The organism is Aminobacter sp. Piv2-1, assembly GCF_037625995.1.
GTDB lineage: Bacteria > Pseudomonadota > Alphaproteobacteria > Rhizobiales > Rhizobiaceae > Aminobacter.
The window spans coordinates 295309-313053 of the sequence record NZ_JARKMU010000003.1; the positions used below are offsets into that span (position 1 = coordinate 295309).

Consider the following 17745-nt stretch of genomic DNA (forward strand, 5'->3'; position numbering starts at 1 on the left):
AAGGCCGCTGCCCCTTCCGGTCGAAAAACGCTTCACTTGAGACGAAAGAACGCCACACAGGCGCCTGGGGCGCCGATCGGCCGAATCCGTGCTGGTCGCGCGAAACCTGACGCGCTCTCACCCGAGGAAAACCTCGGTTTTTCAGAGAGTTGGTGGTTCGCCGCGCCCCCGTGGACCGGCTGATTCGGGTTCAATTTACCTGCTCGCGAATCGCTCCGCAAACGGAATTGACAAAAAGTTAATTCAGAGTCCGTCGCGAGACTCAGGGGAGGGATTTTCGCCTGCCGGTCGGCTCTCTCGCCGCCCCTTCACCGTCTCGGGCTTCGCCCGAGCCACCTCTCCCCCACGTCGTGGGGGAGAGGAACCCAAGTCCTGAAAAGTTGCTCGCAAGCCCCGTCTTGCCGGGATGCTGACCTGCCCTCCCCGCGAGGGGAGGGCGATGCCAGCCGCGTCAGCGGCCCTCGAAGCCGGTGAGCACGCCGACGGCGTTGACGCCGATCTCGTCGACGGCGTAGCCGCCCTCCATGACGAACAGCGTCGGCAAGCCGAGCTGGGCGATGCGGGCGCCGATCCTGGGGTAGTCGGCGCTGGTCAGCTTGAAGTGGCTGATCGGGTCCTTCTCGAAGGTATCGACGCCGAGGGAGACCACGACGACGTCGGGCGCGTAGGCGGCGAGCTTGCGGCAGCCGTCGTCGAGCGCTTCGCTCCACGTGTCGAAGGAGGTGCCGAAGGGCATCGGGTAGTTGAGGTTGAAGCCTTCGCCTTCGCCTTGGCCGCGTTCGTCGGCATGGCCGAGGAAGAACGGGTACTCGGTCATCGGGTCGCCGTGCAGGTTGATGACCTGGACGTCGGCGCGGGAATAGAAGATCTCCTGCGTGCCGTTGCCGTGGTGGTAGTCGACGTCGAGCACCGCGACGCGCCTGGCGCCCTGGTCGCGGAACCACTGGGCGGCGACGGCGGCGTTGTTGATGAAGCAATAGCCGCCCATGAAGGCGGCACCCGCGTGGTGCCCCGGCGGGCGGCAGAGCGCGAAGGCCGCGCACTCGCCGGACTTGACCAGGGCGGCCGCGGTGAGTGCGACGTCGTAGGACGACTTGATCGCCTCCCAGGTGCCCTTCACGAAGCTGGCGCCGCCGTCGAAGGAATAGAAGCCGAGCTGGGCCTCGATGGTCCTGGGGCGGACGTCGCCGCGCAGGCCGCGCGTCGGCCAGGCGAAGGGGATGGCCGAACCGGACTTGCCGGCGGCTTCCCATTGCGGCCAGACGGTCGGCAGGAAGTCGATGTAGTCGGCCGCGTGCACGCGCTTGGCGGCCGCGAGGTCGTGGACCTCGGGCGCAAGGATATCCCCCAGCTTCTGATGTTCGATCCGCGCCCTGATGATCTCGGCCCGCGAGGGTTTTTCGAAGCCGGGCACGATGGCGCCGGCGACAAGCTCCATCTGGCCGCTGTGGCCGGCGTGGAGCGGTGAAAAGACTGTCTTCATGAAAATCCTTCCTGGCTTTGGTTGAAATCGAGATAGGGGGCGACCAGGGCGAGCCACATGGTCTTGACGTCGTCCTGGATGAGGTCGAACGCCTTGCGGTCCCGCTTGAGGCCGATGAGGCGGCAGACGTGGCCGACCTCCATCATCACCACGCCCAGCCGGCTGGCGACATCGTCCTGGAGCGCCGGGTTCACATGCCGCAGCCAGGCGGCATAGAGGGCGATGATCTGCTCGTCATATTCGTTCTGGATGGGCCTGAGGTCGGGGTTGCCGGTGATCGCCTCGATGACCGGCATCAGGTTGGCGTTGTCGAGATAGAGCCGGGAGGTGTCGACGAAGAGCTTGTCCACCTCCAACTGGAATTCGTCGCGGCTGGTCGGGCGTGGTGCCTCGATGCGCTTGGCGATGACCTCGGGGAAGGCGCCCAGCCAGCGCCGGGCGAGGTCCAGAAGGATGGCTTCCTTGTTGGGGTAGTACTGGTAGACAGAGCCGACCGACAGGCCGGCGCGCTGGGCGATGGCGAGCGTCGTCGGCGTCTTGGTCCCTTGCTCCCTGGTCAAGGTCAGGGCGGCATCGAGAATCCTGTCGACGACCTTGCTCGACCGCTCCTGTCGCGGCTTCTTGCGCGGTTTGAGCGCCGTCGTGGTCTTCCAGTTGAGACTGCGATTCACGGAATGACTTCTCGCTCCCTGCTCGCCTGCACCATGCACGGGTTGCGTCCTCCACAACGCATCCAACAAATCCCGCATATTGACAAACGCGAATAATTAGTCGCATTTTTTCTCGACGCTGTCTTTAGGGAAACAAGGGGAATTCCTGGGGAAGGCGGACCGGTTTCAGACCTCCTGTCTCGGTGGGCCATTTCGTCGGAAGGGCATGCTGCGGTTGCGGGTTTGGACGGTCTCTGTCAGTCAAGTGCGCGGAGTCGCGATGTCTGTCCAAACGGTTCGCAATGCCGACCTGATCGTTGTCAACGGCCGCGTGCTGACCATGGACTCGACCCGGCCCACGGCCGAAGCGGTGGCCGTCAACGACGGCCTGATCGCCGCCGTCGGCGACAACTCCACGATCGAAGCAATGCGCGGCCCTGACACCAGGGTGATCGACGCGCGCGGCGGCTCGGTGGTTCCCGGCTTCATCGAAGCGCACATGCACCTGTTCTCGGGCGCCGCCGAACTCGCGCATCTGCAGCTTCTGGGCGTGCATGGCTTCGAGGCGCTGCGCGAGGCGGTTCAGGCCTATGCGGCGGCGCGGCCCGACCAGCCGATGCTGGTGGGGCAGGGCGCGGACTATACCATCCTGGGCAGCGAGCGGGTGACCAGGCATCACCTCGACGCCATCCTGCCGGACCGCCCGTTCGTCATGGCAGCGCCCGACCATCACACGATGTGGGCCAACACCAAGGCGCTGGAAATGGCGGGCGTGCTGCACGGGCGGGAACTTACGCCTGGCAACGAGATCGTCATGGGTGCCGACGGCCTGGCCGAGGGCGAATTGCGCGAGAACGAGGCGTTCAACCCGGTGCTGAAGCTCGCGGGTGAGGAGCGGGTGCGGCTCGGGCTGTCGACCGGCGGCGAGCCCGATCCGATGCCCTCGGCGGAGGAACGCGCCGGCGACCGCGCCATCATGCGGCGCGGCCTCGACTGGTGCGCGCGCCACGGCATCACCTCGATCCAGAACATGGACGGCAACTACTACCAGCTCGAGCTCCTGTCGGAGATCGAGGCCGAGGGCGACCTGACCTGCCGGGTCAAGGTGCCGTTCCACTACAAGAATTTCATGACCCTCGACATGCTCGAAAAGGCGTCGGACATGGCCGAGCGCTATGCCGGCGAGTGGCTGTCGTCGGGCATGGTCAAGCTGTTCTACGACGGCGTGCTGGATTCCTGGACGGCGGTGATGATCGAGCCCTATGCCGACCGGCCGGACTGGGTGGGCGAGCCGCTGTTTTCGCCGGAGGAATTCAAGCGCATCGCGGTCGAGATCGACCGGCGCGGCCTGCAGATCGCCGTGCATTCGATCGGCGACGGGGCGGTGCGCGCCGTGCTCGACGGCTACGAGGCGGCCGCCAAGGCCAACGGCAAGCGTGACAGCCGCCACCGCGTCGAGCATGTGGAACTCACCACCGCGACCGACATCGGGCGCTTCGCCGATCTCGGCGTGATCGCCTCGATGCAGCCTCCGCACCCGCCCGGCGCGATGACCTTTCCGCTCGAGCCGACCGTCTCGCGCATCGGCCGCGAGCGCTGGCCCTACGCCTATCCGACCCGCACGCTGATCGAGGCCGGCGCGCATGTGGTGTTCGCCTCCGACTGGCCGGTGGCGCCGATCGACCCGATAGAGGGCATGCAGGCGGCGATGCTGCGCAAGCCCTGGGCGGACGATATGCCAGACCAGAGCGTTTCGCTGCACCAGGCGCTCGCCGGCTACACGGTCGAGGGCGCCTATGCCGAGTTCATGGAAGACAGGAAGGGCAGGCTGAAGCCGGGCTTCCTCGGCGACCTGGTGGTGCTTTCCGCCGACATCGAGGCGACTGATCCGGCCGTTTTGCACGAGGTGCGGCCGGTGACGACCATCTGCGGGGGAAGAGTGACCTACCAGGCCTGACGGCGTGCCGGCGGCCTGGCGAAATGAACGAGAGCCGTTGTTGCCAAGCCCTGCGGGTCATGGTGACAATCTAACGGGGAACAAGTTCCGCCAACAAGGCGGACAAGACAATGGGGCGTATTGCGTGCCGGACACACCGGGTAGGAATGCGATCGAGGTTCGCGGAGTTCGCAAGGTCTACGGAACGGGGGAGGCGCAGGTCGCTGCGCTGGATACCGTCTCGGTTTCGATCAGGGAAAACGAGTTCTTCACGCTGCTGGGGCCATCGGGCTGCGGCAAGACCACATTGCTCAGGCTGATCGCCGGCTTCGACTTTCCGTCCGAGGGCGAGATCATGCTCTACGGCCAGGACATCGCGCCGCTGCCGCCGTTCAAGCGGCCGGTCAACACGGTGTTCCAGTCCTACGCGCTGTTCCCGCACATGACCGTGGCGCAGAACATCGCCTTCGGGCTGGAGATGCTGGGCAAGCCGCGCGCCGAGATCGACGCGCGCGTCGCCGAGATGCTGAAGCTGGTGCGCATGGAAAAGCTCGCCAAGCGCCGCACCAGCCAGATCTCCGGCGGCCAGCAGCAGCGCGTGGCGCTTGCACGCGCACTCGCCCCGCAGCCCAAGGTGCTGCTGCTCGACGAACCGCTGTCGGCGCTCGACTACAAGCTGCGCAAGGAGATGCAGATCGAGCTCAAGCGCCTGCAGCACGAGACCGGCATCACCTTCATCTTCGTCACCCACGACCAGGAGGAGGCGCTGACCATGTCCGACCGCATCGCGGTGATGTCGTCGGGCAAGATCCTGCAGGTGGGAACGGCGCGCGAGATCTACGACCGGCCGGCCGAGCGCTTCGTCGCCGACTTCATCGGCGAGACCAACTTCCTCGAGGCCCGCATCGTTTCGGTCGACGGCGGCAAGGCCAAGGTGACGCTGAATTCGGGCGCAACCATCGCGGCGACGCTGCCCGAGGGCTTCAAGCCGGACGGCAGCGCGACGGTGGTGATCCGCCCCGAGCACGCCAGGGCGGTGAAGGACAAGGGCGACATCTCGGGCGTGGTCGAGAACGTCGTCTATTTCGGCACCGACACGCATGTGCACATCAAGCTGGACGACGGCGCGATCTTCACCGTGCGCCAGCAGAACACGCGCGGATCGGCGGCCGATTTCGAGCGCGGCGAGCGCGTCGGCATCGTCATCGGCGACGATGCGGCCCAGATACTCAAGGACTGAGCCATGGCGACCGCAGCCGAAATCGAAAAGCAGGCGGAGGCGCGGGAGACGAGAAACCGCTGGCTTCTGTCGGCACCGGCGCTGATCATCATCCTTTTGGCCGCTTCAGGCCCGCTGCTGATCGTGCTCATCTACTCGTTCCTGACGCCCGGACCCTATGGCGATGTCGAGTGGAAATTCTCCACCGAAGGATGGGTCTCGGTCTTCCTCGAGCGCGACATCTTCGACGACACGCTGGCGCTGGCGACTTCCCACCTCACCATCTTCTGGCGGTCGCTCAGGCTCGCGCTGATGGCCACCGTGGCGACGCTGGTCTTCGGGTTCCCCACCGCCTACTTCATCGCCACGCGGTCGGAGCGGACGCGCGACGTCTGGCTGTTCCTGATCACCATCCCGTTCTGGACGAACCTTCTCATCCGCACCTTCGCGGTGCTGCAGGTGATCCGCAACGAGGGCATTATCAACACGGCGCTGATCAATCTCGGCATCGTCGACCAGCCGATCCAGATGCTCTACACCGACTTCGCCATCATGGTGGGCATGGTCTATGTCTACCTGCCGCTGATGGTGCTGCCGCTCTACGCCAGCATGGAGAAGCTCGACTTCCGCCTGGTCGAGGCCGGCTATGACCTCTACGCCTCGCGCTGGCAGGTGCTGAGGCGGATCATCTTCCCGCTGGTCAGGCCCGGCGTGGTCGCCGGCTCGATCCTGGTCTTCATCCCCGCCATCGGCGCCTATGTGACGCCGAGCGTGCTGGGCGGCGGCAAGAACATGATGTTCGCCAACCTGATCGAGCTGCAGTTCGGGCAGGGGCGCAACTGGCCGCTGGGCGCGGCGCTGTCGATCACCGTCATGGCGATCGTCATGGTGGCGCTCCTGGTCTATGTCCGCAACACCTCGGGCTCGGAGGTGCGCCATGGCTAAGCGCTTCTCGATCCGGCAGCAAACCGGCTTCACGGCGATCGCCACGGCCTGCTTCGTGCTGCTCTACGCGCCGATCCTGGTGCTGGTGGTCTATGCCTTCAACGAGTCGACCTCGGTGACCGACTGGGGCGGCTTCTCGCTGCGCTGGTTCGTGTCGGCCTGGGCCAACCAGCAGGTGGTCGACGCCTCGTGGCGGTCGCTCAAGATCGCCTCGTCGGCTGCCATCATCGCCACCATCGCGGCGACCATGGCAGCACTGGCGACGACGCGGACGCGGCCCTATCGCGGGCTCACCTTCAAATACGCCTTCATCAACCAGCCGCTGATGGTGCCCGAGATCGTCACCGGCGTGGCGCTCCTGATCTTCTTCTCGCAGATCAAGATCGCCAGCGGCTACACGGGCCTCGGCTACCTGATCGCCGCGCATACGGCGTTCTGCATCCCCTTCGCCTACCTGCCGATCCGGGCGCGGCTCGAGAACATGGACCTGACGCTCGAAAGGGCCGCGGCCGATCTCTACGCCACGCCCTGGCAGGCGTTCCGGCGGGTGACGCTGCCGCTGCTGTGGCCCGGCATCATCGCCGGCCTGATGCTCGCCTTCGTCATCTCGCTCGACGACGTGGTCATCACCGAGTTCGTCAAGTCGGGCGGGCAGGACACCCTGCCGACCTACATGCTGGGGCAGATCCGCCGCGGCATCACGCCGGAGGTCAACGCGATCTCGACCGTCTTCCTGCTCTTGTCGGTCGTCATCGTCACGCTGTTCTTCTTCTTGAGCAGGAAACGGGACTAATCAACGGGAGTGCAATGATGAACCTGAAATCCATGTCGATGGCCGCCGGCCTGGCGCTGCTGGCTTCGACCAGCCTCGCCTCGGCGGCTGGCGAACTCAACATCTACAACTGGGGCAACTACATCAGCCCCGACATGATCAAGAAGTTCGAGAAGCAGTACGACGTCAAGGTGACGGTGACCGACTACGATTCGAACGACACCGCGCTCGCCAAGGTGCGCCAGGGCGGAACCGGCTTCGACATCGCCATGCCGTCCCAGACCTTCATCCCGATCTGGATCAAGGAAGGCCTCATCCAGGAGACCAACCCGGGCCAGATGGAGAATTTCAAGAACGTCGCGCCGGAATGGGCGAATCCCGACTTCGATCCCGGCCGCAAATACTCGGTGCCGTGGGCCTGGGGCACGATCGGCGTCGTCGTCAACACCGATACCTACAAGGGACCGGCCGACAGCTGGGGCATCATCTTCAACACGCCCGAAGAGCTGAAGGGCAAGGTCAACGTCGTCCCCGAAATGAACGACGTGATCTTCGCCGCGATCAAGTATGTCGGCGGCGAGCAGTGCACCGAGGACAAGGCGGTCCTGAAGAAGGTGCGCGACACGCTGGTGGCGGCCAAGCCGAACTGGATCGCCATGGAATACAACACCATCGAGAAGATGGGTGCCGGCGACTTCAAGGCGACCAGCGACTGGAACGGCTCGGCGCTGCGCCAGCGCCTCGCCAATCCGGCCATCCACTACAGCTATCCCAAGGAAGGCTACGGCCTCTGGAGCGACAACATCGTCGTGCTGAAGGAAGCCAAGAACGTCGAGAACGCCAAGCTGTTCCAGAACTTCATGATGGATCCGGAAAACGCGGCGATGAACTCGGCCTTCCACCGCTATGCCAACGGCATCGCCGGGTCGGACAAGTTCATGCCGGCCGACATGAAGGACGCGCCGGAAGTGATCATTCCGGAGGCCGAAAAGGCACGCGGCGAACTGCAGCGCCTGTGCTCGCCGGAGGTCCAGGCGCTCTACACCAAGATCTGGACCGAACTGCAGAAGTAAGGGCTTTCCCTTCTCCCCCGTTCACGGGGGAGAAGTTGCCCGCGAGGGACGGCGCCAGGCTCGAAGCGTTCGCGCCGCCCCTCATCTGCCTGCCGGCATCTTCTCCCCGCGAGCGGGGAGAAGAGATGGGTTGAGATGCCATGAGCTCCTACCGCAACAGTGAAAGCCACCCGCCGATCATGCAGGGCTCGCCGCCGGCGATGCCGGTGCCGAAGACGGCGTGGGACATGCCGCCGTGGAACCGCTGGGCTTTCCAGCATGTGCGCGAGATCGTGCCGACGGCCGAGGTGTGGCGCGGCGAGGGGCCGGTGCGCGCGCTGCCGCGCCTCGAGACGGACCTCGACGGGCTTGCTGTGGTCGACAGCGCGGGCAAGCCGACGACGCTTTCGGGCCTGCTCGACGAGACCTATACCGACGGCCTCATCGTGCTCAAGGACGGCAAGATCGCTTATGAGCGCTATTTCAACGCCATGACGGCGCGCACGCCGCACCTGTCGCAGTCGGTGGCGAAGTCGGTGACGGGCACGGTCTTCGGCATCCTTGCCGGGCGCGGCGTCGTCGACCCCAAGAAGCTGGTGACCGACTACTTGCCGGAACTGGCCGCGACCGGGTGGAACGGCGCCACCGTCCAGCACGTGCTCGACATGACCACCGGCGTGCGCTTCAGCGAGGCCTATACCGATCCCTATTCCGACATCGGCCAGGTCGACGTCGCCTGCGGCTGGAAGCCGGTGCCGGCGGGCACCGACCCGGCGTTCAAATGGCCGCGGCATGTGTTCGAGCTGATCCTCGGCCTGACCGAGACGACGCGGCCGCATGGTGCTGCCTTCGAATACCGCTCGATCGAGACAGACGTGCTCGCCTTCGTCATGGAACGCGCGACCGGCAAGCGCCTGGCGCAGCTGGTTTCCGAGGAGCTGTGGCAGAAGATCGGTGCGGAGGAGAGCGCCTGCTTCACGGTCGACAGTGCCGGCTATGCGGTGGCCGACGGCGGCTTCAACGCGACGCTGCGCGACTATGCCCGCTTTGGCCAGACGATCCTCGAGGACGGCGCCGGCATCGTGCCGGCCGGCTGGATCGCCGAGACGCGGAACGGCGTGCACGGGCCCAACTACAGCGCCTCGATGCCCGAGGGCAGCTACCGCAACCAGTTCTGGATCGAGGACCCGCGCTCGCGGGCGCTGATGTGCCGCGGCGTGTTCGGGCAGCTGATCCATATCGACTGGGACACGGGCATGGTGACGGTGAAGCTGTCGACCTGGCCCGAATTCACCTCCGTCGCCTATTCGGTGGCGACGCTCAAGGCCGTGCACGCGATCGCCGACGCGCTCGCCTGACCGGCGGAATACCAGCAGCAAGGAAAGATCATGACGTCACCCACTGCGTTCGAGCGCATGTTCGGCTTCGCCCGCAAGGACGTGATGCTCGGCAACTGGCGCGAGCAGCCGTTCAACCGCTGGGCCTTCCAGAATGTCGGCGAGATGGTGACGAGCGCTCGCATTTCCGCCCGCGAGGGCAACCTCGAGGCGGCGCCCGTCGACCTCGGCGGCCTGCTCGGCGAAACGCTGGACATCGGCGGCAGGAGCGAGACGGCTCTGGCGTTTCTCGAGCGCTCCTCGACCGACGCGCTGACTGTGATGAAGAAGGGGCGCTTCGTCGGCGACTGGTTCGCGCCGACGATGAAGGCGGAAGCCCGACACATCATCTTCTCGATCTCGAAGTCGCTGACGGCGATCCTAGCGGGCGCCCTCGAAGGCGAGGGCAAGCTCGACCCGGACGCGCCGGTGACGGCCTACGTGCCCGAGGCGGCGGGCTCGGTCTATGCCAATGCGACGGTGCGGCACGTGCTCGACATGACCGTCAGCCTCGATTTCGAGGAGGCCTATCTCGATCCCGAGAGCCTGTTTGCCCGCTATCGCCGCGCCACGATGTGGAACCCCGGCGGCGGAGCGGAATCGCTGTGCGAGTTCCTCGTCACGCTCAAGCAGCTGGACGAGCCGCATGGCCGGACCTTCCGCTACCGTTCGCCCAACTCCGACCTGCTCGGCATCATCGTCGAGCGTGCCTCGGGCCAGCGCTACGCCGAGCTGATGGCCGAGAAGCTATGGCGTCCCGTGGGGGCCAAGCGCGACGGTTTCGTGACCGTCGACAAGGAAGGCACGGCGCGCGCGGCGGGCGGGGTCTCGGTGGCGGTGCGCGACCTGGCGCGCGTCGGCGAGATGATGCGGCAGGGCGGCACGACCGAGGGCGGACGCATCCTGCCGCAGGCCTGGGTCGAGGACACGATCCACGCCGGCGACGCCGACGCCTGGCAGCGCGGCACCATGACCAACCTGTTCGCCGGCGGCCGCTACCGCAACAAGTGGTACCAGACCGGCAATGCGAGCCAGGCCTATTGCGGCATCGGCATCCACGGCCAGTGGCTCTATGTCGATCCGAAGGCGGAAGTGGTGATCGCCAAGATGTCGTCGCAGGCGCTGCCGGTGGACGATCCGCTCGACCTCGACAACGGCGCCTTCTTCGAGGCGCTGTGCGCGCGGGTTTGAGGGGGTTCCTCACCGCTGATTACAATCACCCCCTCACCGGTTCGCCCCTTCGACAAGCTCGGGGCGAATCACCATTCCGGGGCGAGCCACGGGTCTCGCCCGTCCTTCGGACCCCCCACTTCGTGAGGGAGAGGAATCGCCGATCGCGTGGGGCTGCGAACTTTCAGGATCTGGGTTCCTCGCCCCCACGGAATGGGGGAGAGGTGCCGAGCAAAGCGAGGCGGTGAGGGGGAGTTGAAGCTGCGTGAAATTGCGGCGGGGAGTGGGCATAAGGGAGTATACCGGGGCACCCCCACCCCGATCCGCTGCGCGGATCGACCCTCCCCACAAGGGGGAGGGTAGGCTGCCGCGTCGGCTACTCCACCATCGAGAACCGGTATTCGGTCACCTGCGAGTAGATCTCGCCTGGCCTGAGCACGGCGCTCGGGAAATGCGGGTGGTTGGCGGCGTCGGGGAAACGCTGCGGTTCGAGGCAGAGCCCGCCATGGCGCACGCCTTCGATGCCGCCGCGCAGCGGCGGGGCGACGGGCAGGAAGCCGCCATCGTAGAACTGCAGCCCCGGCTCGGTGGTCCAGAGGTCGAGGCGGATGCCGGAGCGCTGTCCCTCCAGCCGGGCGGCATGCCAGGGCTCGGGCGCCGGCTGCATGGCGAGCACGAAATTGTGGTCGTAGGCCGCATGCGCACCGTCGGGTCCGTTGCGAACCGGGCGAAGCTCGCGGAAATCGAACGGGGTTTCGTCGACCGCGAGCACGTCTCCGGTCGGCGTATTCTGCGAGTCGACCGGGGTGTAGGCTTCCGCCGCGATCTTGAGGCGGTGGTCGAGGATGGCGCCGCCGCCGTCGAGGTTGAAATAGGCGTGCGTGGCGAGGTTCACCAGGGTCGGCGCGTCGCTGCGCGCGCCGAGCGCGATGCGCAGCCGGCTCTCGTCGACCGAATAGCGGCAGGTGGCGATCACCTTGCCCGGATAGCCCTGGTCGCCGTCGGGCGAGGCGAGGCCGAGCAGGACGGAATTGTCGCTGGCGTCGACCACCGTCCAGTTGCGGCGGAAGAAACCGTCCGCGCCGCCATGCAGATGGCTGCGGCCGGCCTCGTTGAGGTCGAGCTGGTGCTCGACGCCGTCGAGGGTGAAGCGGCCGCCGGCGATGCGGTTGGCGCAGCGGCCGGCGATCGCGCCGAAGAAGGCGCCATGGGCCAGGTAGCCGTCGAGGCTGTCGAAGCCGAGCACCACCGAACGAGGGCCGTCGGGCGTGGCGACGACCAGGTCGGCGAGCGTGGCGCCGAAGGTGAGGATGTTTGCCGCGATGCCGTCGGCGGCGATCGAAATCGCCTCGACCACCGAGCCGTCCGGCATCCACCCGAATTCGCTGACCGGCATTTCCAGCCCCTCCCAAACGAGGCAGCCACCCGCCTCGCCCCAGAGTCCCGGAATCCGCAACGATTCTCAAGCCGCCTTGCGGGCAATTTCAGGCGGCGAGCAGGCTCTTGAGCTTGACCGAAGGCGAGGTCAGCGCCTCGGGATCGGGACGCGCCATCTTGCCGATCAGCATCTCGGCGAGGCGGATGTCGCGGGCGACCGCGTTGTCCGGGCCGATGCCGCTGGCGGCGACGAGGCGGCCATCCTCCTTGAGATGGAACAGGATGAAGGCGCCGTCGTCGAGGTCGCGGCGGATGGTGCGCTCGCCCTCGTCGGGCAGGCCGGCTATCTGCAGGGTGAGGCCGTACTGGTCGGACCAGAACCAGGGCACGCAGGCGTGGGCTTCCTCGGCGCCCAGCATGTTGCGGGCGGCGAGCCCGCCAAGCTCCTGGGCGCTGCGCCAGGCTTCGAGACGGACGCGGCGGCCGCCATAGATTGCGAGCGGGAACGAGCAGCAGTCGCCGGCGGCGAAGATGTCGGGGTCGGACGTGCGCAGCCGGGCGTCGACCGATATGCCGTTGTTGAGGGCGAGGCCTGCCGTCTCGGCGAGCATTGTGACGGGCACCGCGCCGATGCCGATGACGGCGAGGTCGGCGTCGATGGAGCGGCCGCTCGCGAGCGCGATGCGCACGGTCTCGCCGTCGTCGTCGATTGAAGCGATGCCGTCGCCGCAGACGATGTCGACGCCCTCGGCGACATGGGTGTCGTGGACGACTTCTGCGATTTCCCCGGGCACGCCGCGCGTGAGGATGCGCGGCTGCGCCTCGATGACGGTGACTGCGGCGCCGAGCTTGCGGGCCGAGGCTGCGAGTTCGAGACCGATGAAGCCGCCGCCGATAATGGCGATGCGCACGCCTTCCCGTAGGTGTCGGCGGATGCGGAGCGCGTCGTCGAAGGTGCGGAGATAGGCGGAGCGGGAGCCAAGTCCGGGAAGAGGCAGCTGACGCGGCACCGAGCCGGTGGCGATCAAAAGCTTGTCGTAGGCGAGGTCGGAGCCGTCGGCGAGGCGCACCGAGCGGTTGGCGCGGTCGATCGAGGTGGCTGTCGTTGCGCCCTTGAGATCGATGCGGTGCCCGGCAAGCCGTTCCGCGTCGGCGATGGCCTTGATCGACGGCGCGTCGCTGGTCATCGCCTCCTTGGACAGCGGCGGACGTTCGTAGGGCAGGTGGGGTTCGGCGCCGACGAGCGCGATTGTGCCGTCATAACCCGCCTCGCGCAGGGCGAATGCGGCGCGCGTGCCGCATTCGCCGGCCCCGATGATGACCATTCCCGCCGTCATGTCAGTTGCCCAGATGGATGAAGACCTTGCCGCCGTCGACCTTGACCGCATAGGTCCGGAGGTTGACGCAGACGGGCGCGCCGCGGGCGGCGCCGGTCTTGTAGTTGAAGCGGCCGTTGTGCTTGGGGCATTCGATGATGTCGCCCATGACCAGGCCCTGCGACAGGTGGATCTGCTCGTGGGTGCACAGCCCGTCGGTGGCGAAGAACTCGTCCTCGGGGCTGCGGTAGATGGCGAAGCTGCGGCCCGCATGGTCGAAGCGGATCACGTCTTCCTCGTCGATATCGTCGGCCGCGCAGGCCTCGATCCAGTCGCTCATGTCTCTCTCCCTGGGATTTCGGAATGCGGGGCGGCTGGGGGCCGCCGCCCCGGGGGGCGCCTTGGGAGGCTATTCGGCGGCGAGGACGGCCTCGCCGTGGAGTTCCCCGCGGTAGGGCCGCGCCGTCGGCGGCAGCTCGCGCCTGACGAAATAGTCCTCGTTGCGGAGCTGGCGGACGAAGGCCGGCAGCATCTCGCGGTAGCCGGCCCAGATCGACGGGCTCGGCGCCGGCAGGTCGTGCCCGATCATCTCGTGCAGCCTGGGCAGCGCGTGGTAGGGCACCATCGGGAACATGTGGTGTTCGACGTGGTAGTTCATGTTCCAGTAGACGAAGCGGCTGATGGGGTTCATCAGCACGGTGCGGCTGTTGAGGCGATGGTCGATGACGTTGTCGGCGAGACCGCCATGCTGCAACAGGCCGGTGAGCACATGATGCCAGGCGCCGTAGAGACGGGGCAGGCCGACCAGCATCAGCGGCAGCCATGAGCCGAGATGGAGCGCAAGCGCGATGGTGGCCGCATAGATCGCCACCCAGATGTGGGCGATGCGGATGACCCTCGGCTGCTCCTGTTCCGGCACGAAGGACTTCTCGGCCGGGCTCAGCACGCCCGCGGCGTTGCGGATCATGTCGATCAGCGCGTGCCAGACGTCGACGATGCCGAAGAAATTGAGCACCACGCGCAGAAGGTCCGGCGGGCGCATGACGGCGATCTCGGGGTCGCGGCCGACGATGATGGTGTCGGTGTGGTGGCGGGTGTGGCTCCAGCGCCAGGTCACCGGGTTGCGCATGATCATGAAGCTGGCGATCTGGTAGACCGCGTCGTTCATCCAGGGCGTCTTGAAGGCTGTGCCGTGGCCGCATTCGTGCCAGCGGGAGTCGGTGGCCGAGCCGTAGAGCACGCCGTAGCAGAGGAAGAAGGGCACGCTCCACCAGCTGCCCCAGAGGGCCGCGCCGGCGGCACCGAAGGCAGCGAGAAGGCCGAGCCAGATCGCGGTGTCGCGGATGGCAGGCGCGTCTGAGCGCTGCATCAGCTCCTTCATCTGCTTGCGGGGTATGTCGGTGTGGTACCACTCGGCGGCGGTGAGGCCGCTTTCGACGGCGCGGCGGGCGCTTTCCCCCACAAGGCTGTAGTCGCGCGCCGAAGGCGTCACGGTCATGGCTCTCTCCCTGGAAGTCGGGAACGGTTCCGCGATAGGCGCCGGAGATCGTTCACTGCAAGGATGGTAGCTCATGATGCTATTTTTGCAACCGTACCATGATAGAATCTATCATTTCATATCATGGCGGGTTATGATGGGCGTGAAATCCGGGAAGCAGACATGAGCAAAAGGCCCACCATCACTGATCTCGCCCGCGTCTCGGGCGTCAGCGTCGCAACCGTCGACCGGGTGCTGAATGGGCGGCTGCCGGTGCGCGAGGAGACCCAGCGCCGCGTCTACGAGGCCGCGACCGCGATCGGCTACCACGCCGCCGGGCTGATCGCGCAGCGGATGCGCAAGGAACTGCCCGAATGCCGGCTGGGCTTTCTGCTACTGCGGCCGAAGGATGTGTTCTACCGCGCCTTCGCCGGCGAGCTGGAGAAGGCGGTCGCGCGGGCGCCGGGCTTCCGCGGCCATGCGGCGATCGATTTTGCGGAAACGCTCGTGCCGGAGGAGATCGTCGAGCGCCTGCGCCGGCTGGCGTCCAATTGCGATGCGGTGGCGCTGGTCAGTCCCGACCATCCGACGGTGACGGCGGCCGTGGCGGAGCTGAAGGCGCGCGGCATCCCGGCCTTTTCGCTGCTCTCGGATTTCGCCACCGGCGTGCGCGAGGGCTATGTCGGTATCGACAATCTCAAGGTCGGCCGTACCGCAGCCTGGATGATCTCCAGATGCGCGCGCCGGCCGGGTAAGGTGGCGCTGTTCGTCGGCAGCCACCGCTTCCATGGCCACGAGCTGCGCGAGATCGGCTTCCGCGCCTTCTTCCGCGAGCACGCGCCGGAGTTCACGGTGCTGGAAACCATCGTCAACAACGAATCCTTCGAGACGACACACGAGGCGGTGGCCGACCTGATCGGACGGCACGGCGATCTCGTCGGCTGCTACGTGGCCGGCGGCGGCATCGAGGGCGCGATCTCGGCGCTGCAACAGGTCAGGCCCGATCCTCTGCCGGTGCTGATCTGCAACGAGATCACCGCAGACACGCGCGCGGCATTGGCCGACAACCTGGCGACGATGGCGATCGCGACGCCGCTCGAGCCGCTCTGCCGCGAACTCGTCGGCCTGATGGCGCATGCGGCCGAGGACGGTGCGACGAGCGCCCCGGGCCAGACTTTCCTGCCCTTCGACATCTACCTGCCTGAGAACATCTGATCGCTGTTCTGCCCGCTCAGGGCGCCAGGCGGCGGCGGAGATTCCTCGGGATCCTGCCGATCTCGGCGATCACGCGCTGCGCCGTCGTCTTGCGCTGGCGGGAGGGCGCGGCGGCCTGCGCGGTGGCAAGCGCATCGAGGGTTGCGTGGGCGCCCTGGATGATTCCCCACGCCAGGCGCGAAACCAGGTCGCCGGAAGCGCGCCGCACGCGGCTTGGCCAGTCCGGATCGCCGCGCATCAGCTGGGCGTAGGCTTCCTGCTCCGTTCGATCCGGTGCGACGGACACCCGCAACTCGGCGGGCCACCAGGGCACGTTGTCGGCGATGTGGAGCCAGGCCGCCAGCTGTGGCATGCCGGAATGGCGCGACTCCTTCCGGCGGGCGCTGAAGTGCATGACGGTCGGCGTCCTGCAGTGGGTGAGCGGGGCGCGTGGATTGGCCGCGATGATGCGCTGCCAAAGGTGCCAGTCGGCCCCTGCCGCCACGTTCTCCGGCCAGGCGTCACGTCGGGGCAGGGCATCCGCCCTGTAGAGGAAGCAACTCGCCGGAATGCTGTTGGCCCGGCGAAAGGCCTCCAGCTCGTCGGGAAACTCGAGATTGGTCAGGAACGGCGCGGCGATGCCGTCGGTGGAGACCCAGAGCGACTGGCTGTAGGCGATGGCCGCGCCGCGCGCGAGACCGCGGACCAGGGTTTCGAGATGGTCCGGGAACAGAAGGTCGTCGTCGGCGGCGAAGCCGATCAGCTCGCCGCGGGATTCGCGCAGGGCGACGTTGCGATTGGCGTAGCCGAAATGCGGCGCCTTGGGCAGGTCGAAGTAGCGTATCCGCGGATCGTCGAAGCGGCGGACGGCCTCCGCCGTGCCGGGGACGGCCCCGTCGCCGACGACCAGGAGTTCGAAGTCGCCGAATGTCTGGTTGAGGACGGCGTCGATCGCCAGCCCGACAACGTCGGGCCGGCAGTGCGTCGGCATCAGGATGGAGACGAGGGGACGGCTCACCATCCCCTGGCGTCACCGAAGCTGTAGGGGATGAGATCGGTGTCGAGGGGCAGGCGGTATTTGTCCGGCTTCGAATGGTCGTACTGGATGGTCGGGAAGTTGACCACGACGACGTCGGTCGTGCCGATGTTGCGATCCGCGTGCCAGACGAATTTCGGGACGTTGACCAGCCGCGGCCTGGTGCCCGACAGATAGACCTTGCAGATCTTGCCGAAGGTGCTCGAGTCCGGGCGCGGGTCGTAAAGGACGAGCTCGAGTTCGCCGCTGATGACGAAGTAGCGGTCCTCGTGGAGCTTGTGCAGGCCCCAGCCCTTCACCAGGCCCGGGCGAATGGTGAACACATAGGAGAACACCAGCGGATCGGGATGCCAGTTCCAGCGCGGGTCGTAGATTTCGGTGACGCTGCCACGGTCGTCGTCATGCCTGATGCCTTCCCGAACGGACATGCCGTCCAGCAGCGGAGCGATGCTTCGACGGGTCTCGTCGACCGTTCGCTGATCCTGCACCGAGGCCTCAAGCGTCGCCGCCAGAATCCGTTCCCGCTCGGCCCTTTCGGTTCCCGCCGTCATCGTCATTCCCCCACCAAAATACCCCTTGATCGCATTTGCCACGTTCTCGGCGAGTCTCCAAGAGTGTCCCGTCACAGGAACTTCCTGGCCGGCCGCCTGAACGAGAATCTATCAGGAATGATGGGCTTCTCGCCACGATATGGATTGACTATTCCGTTCTATGCGAAGAATGGAATGAAACGGCCGCCGAC

16 protein-coding genes are annotated in these 17745 nt (G+C 66.5%); 8 read left to right on the forward strand and 8 right to left on the reverse strand.

Translation table 11 applies throughout. The features are described 5' to 3' along the window. Positions 1–451: 451 nt before the first annotated feature. Both AmiPiv_RS07645 and AmiPiv_RS07650 read right to left on the reverse strand, forming a co-directional pair. Positions 452–1483 carry a histone deacetylase family protein gene (locus AmiPiv_RS07645; RefSeq protein WP_340036745.1) on the reverse strand — a complete coding sequence of 344 codons (1032 nt, stop codon included), beginning with the start codon at positions 1481–1483 and terminating at the stop codon, positions 452–454. Next, on the reverse strand, positions 1480–2154 hold the full coding sequence (locus AmiPiv_RS07650) for a TetR/AcrR family transcriptional regulator (protein ID WP_340036746.1): 675 nt from the start codon (positions 2152–2154) through the stop codon (positions 1480–1482). The genes AmiPiv_RS07645 and AmiPiv_RS07650 overlap by 4 nt, the downstream gene beginning before the upstream one ends. A gap of 259 nt (positions 2155–2413) precedes the next feature. On the opposite strand from AmiPiv_RS07650, the gene AmiPiv_RS07655 reads away from it, so the two are divergent. The 7 genes from AmiPiv_RS07655 (at position 2414) to AmiPiv_RS07685 (ending at position 10624) form a co-directional block, all read left to right on the forward strand. Further along, a complete protein-coding gene (locus AmiPiv_RS07655; protein WP_340036747.1) occupies positions 2414–4090 on the forward strand; it encodes an amidohydrolase in 1677 nt (558 codons plus the stop codon). Between the two features lie 124 nt (positions 4091–4214). After that, the gene (locus tag AmiPiv_RS07660) at positions 4215–5309 is read left to right on the forward strand and encodes an ABC transporter ATP-binding protein (protein WP_340036748.1); all 1095 of its coding nucleotides are present in this window, start codon (positions 4215–4217) and stop codon (positions 5307–5309) included. A 3-nt stretch (positions 5310–5312) separates the two neighbouring features. Continuing rightward, complete coding sequence (locus AmiPiv_RS07665) at positions 5313–6233, forward strand: ABC transporter permease (protein WP_340036750.1); 921 nt, start codon at positions 5313–5315, stop codon at positions 6231–6233. Then, on the forward strand, positions 6226–7026 hold the full coding sequence (locus tag AmiPiv_RS07670) for an ABC transporter permease (protein WP_340036751.1): 801 nt from the start codon (positions 6226–6228) through the stop codon (positions 7024–7026). The genes AmiPiv_RS07665 and AmiPiv_RS07670 overlap by 8 nt, the downstream gene beginning before the upstream one ends. 17 nt (positions 7027–7043) lie before the next feature. Then, positions 7044–8078 carry an ABC transporter substrate-binding protein gene (locus AmiPiv_RS07675; protein ID WP_340036752.1) on the forward strand — a complete coding sequence of 345 codons (1035 nt, stop codon included), beginning with the start codon at positions 7044–7046 and terminating at the stop codon, positions 8076–8078. 140 nt (positions 8079–8218) lie between these two features. Next, positions 8219–9415, forward strand: a complete 1197-nt coding sequence (locus AmiPiv_RS07680; protein ID WP_340036753.1) for a serine hydrolase domain-containing protein — start codon at positions 8219–8221, stop codon at positions 9413–9415. A gap of 30 nt (positions 9416–9445) precedes the next feature. Further along, positions 9446–10624, forward strand: a complete 1179-nt coding sequence (locus AmiPiv_RS07685; protein ID WP_340036754.1) for a serine hydrolase domain-containing protein — start codon at positions 9446–9448, stop codon at positions 10622–10624. 355 nt (positions 10625–10979) lie between these two features. On the opposite strand, the gene AmiPiv_RS07690 is transcribed toward AmiPiv_RS07685, so the two are convergent. The 4 genes from AmiPiv_RS07690 to AmiPiv_RS07705 all read right to left on the reverse strand — a co-directional run bounded on the left by AmiPiv_RS07690 (position 10980) and on the right by AmiPiv_RS07705 (position 14794). Further along, positions 10980–11999 (reverse strand): aldose epimerase family protein, encoded by a 1020-nt coding sequence (locus AmiPiv_RS07690; RefSeq protein WP_340036755.1) that lies wholly within the window; start codon positions 11997–11999, stop codon positions 10980–10982. 88 nt (positions 12000–12087) lie between these two features. Then, positions 12088–13317, reverse strand: a complete 1230-nt coding sequence (locus tag AmiPiv_RS07695) for an NAD(P)/FAD-dependent oxidoreductase (protein WP_340036756.1) — start codon at positions 13315–13317, stop codon at positions 12088–12090. Between the two features lies 1 nt (position 13318). Then, the gene (locus AmiPiv_RS07700) at positions 13319–13636 is read right to left on the reverse strand and encodes a MocE family 2Fe-2S type ferredoxin (RefSeq protein WP_340036757.1); all 318 of its coding nucleotides are present in this window, start codon (positions 13634–13636) and stop codon (positions 13319–13321) included. A gap of 69 nt (positions 13637–13705) precedes the next feature. Continuing rightward, positions 13706–14794, reverse strand: coding sequence for a fatty acid desaturase family protein (locus AmiPiv_RS07705; protein WP_340036758.1), 1089 nt, complete (start codon positions 14792–14794; stop codon positions 13706–13708). A 162-nt stretch (positions 14795–14956) separates the two neighbouring features. On the opposite strand from AmiPiv_RS07705, the gene AmiPiv_RS07710 reads away from it, so the two are divergent. Beyond that, positions 14957–15988, forward strand: a complete 1032-nt coding sequence (locus AmiPiv_RS07710) for a LacI family DNA-binding transcriptional regulator (protein WP_340036759.1) — start codon at positions 14957–14959, stop codon at positions 15986–15988. Between the two features lie 16 nt (positions 15989–16004). On the opposite strand, the gene AmiPiv_RS07715 is transcribed toward AmiPiv_RS07710, so the two are convergent. Together AmiPiv_RS07715 and AmiPiv_RS07720 are read right to left on the reverse strand one after the other, a co-directional pair. Then, positions 16005–16988 carry a glycosyltransferase family 2 protein gene (locus AmiPiv_RS07715; protein ID WP_340036760.1) on the reverse strand — a complete coding sequence of 328 codons (984 nt, stop codon included), beginning with the start codon at positions 16986–16988 and terminating at the stop codon, positions 16005–16007. After that, on the reverse strand, positions 16982–17554 hold the full coding sequence (locus tag AmiPiv_RS07720; protein ID WP_340036761.1) for a polysaccharide biosynthesis C-terminal domain-containing protein: 573 nt from the start codon (positions 17552–17554) through the stop codon (positions 16982–16984). The genes AmiPiv_RS07715 and AmiPiv_RS07720 overlap by 7 nt, the downstream gene beginning before the upstream one ends. Positions 17555–17745 lie beyond the last annotated feature (191 nt).

Excerpts from the sequence above, each read along its gene's own strand:
- AmiPiv_RS07645 (WP_340036745.1), bottom strand. The coding sequence starts at position 1,483 with ATGAAGACAGTCTTTTCACCGCTCCACGCCGGCCACAGCGGCCAGATG.
- AmiPiv_RS07655 (WP_340036747.1), top strand. The coding sequence starts at position 2,414 with ATGTCTGTCCAAACGGTTCGCAATGCCGACCTGATCGTTGTCAACGGC.
- AmiPiv_RS07665 (WP_340036750.1), top strand. The coding sequence starts at position 5,313 with ATGGCGACCGCAGCCGAAATCGAAAAGCAGGCGGAGGCGCGGGAGACG.
- AmiPiv_RS07670 (WP_340036751.1), top strand. The coding sequence starts at position 6,226 with ATGGCTAAGCGCTTCTCGATCCGGCAGCAAACCGGCTTCACGGCGATC.
- AmiPiv_RS07675 (WP_340036752.1), top strand. The coding sequence starts at position 7,044 with ATGAACCTGAAATCCATGTCGATGGCCGCCGGCCTGGCGCTGCTGGCT.
- AmiPiv_RS07680 (WP_340036753.1), top strand. The coding sequence starts at position 8,219 with ATGAGCTCCTACCGCAACAGTGAAAGCCACCCGCCGATCATGCAGGGC.
- AmiPiv_RS07685 (WP_340036754.1), top strand. The coding sequence starts at position 9,446 with ATGACGTCACCCACTGCGTTCGAGCGCATGTTCGGCTTCGCCCGCAAG.
- AmiPiv_RS07690 (WP_340036755.1), bottom strand. The coding sequence starts at position 11,999 with ATGCCGGTCAGCGAATTCGGGTGGATGCCGGACGGCTCGGTGGTCGAG.
- AmiPiv_RS07695 (WP_340036756.1), bottom strand. The coding sequence starts at position 13,317 with ATGACGGCGGGAATGGTCATCATCGGGGCCGGCGAATGCGGCACGCGC.
- AmiPiv_RS07700 (WP_340036757.1), bottom strand. The coding sequence starts at position 13,636 with ATGAGCGACTGGATCGAGGCCTGCGCGGCCGACGATATCGACGAGGAA.
- AmiPiv_RS07705 (WP_340036758.1), bottom strand. The coding sequence starts at position 14,794 with ATGACCGTGACGCCTTCGGCGCGCGACTACAGCCTTGTGGGGGAAAGC.
- AmiPiv_RS07710 (WP_340036759.1), top strand. The coding sequence starts at position 14,957 with ATGAGCAAAAGGCCCACCATCACTGATCTCGCCCGCGTCTCGGGCGTC.
- AmiPiv_RS07715 (WP_340036760.1), bottom strand. The coding sequence starts at position 16,988 with ATGGTGAGCCGTCCCCTCGTCTCCATCCTGATGCCGACGCACTGCCGG.
- AmiPiv_RS07720 (WP_340036761.1), bottom strand. The coding sequence starts at position 17,554 with ATGACGGCGGGAACCGAAAGGGCCGAGCGGGAACGGATTCTGGCGGCG.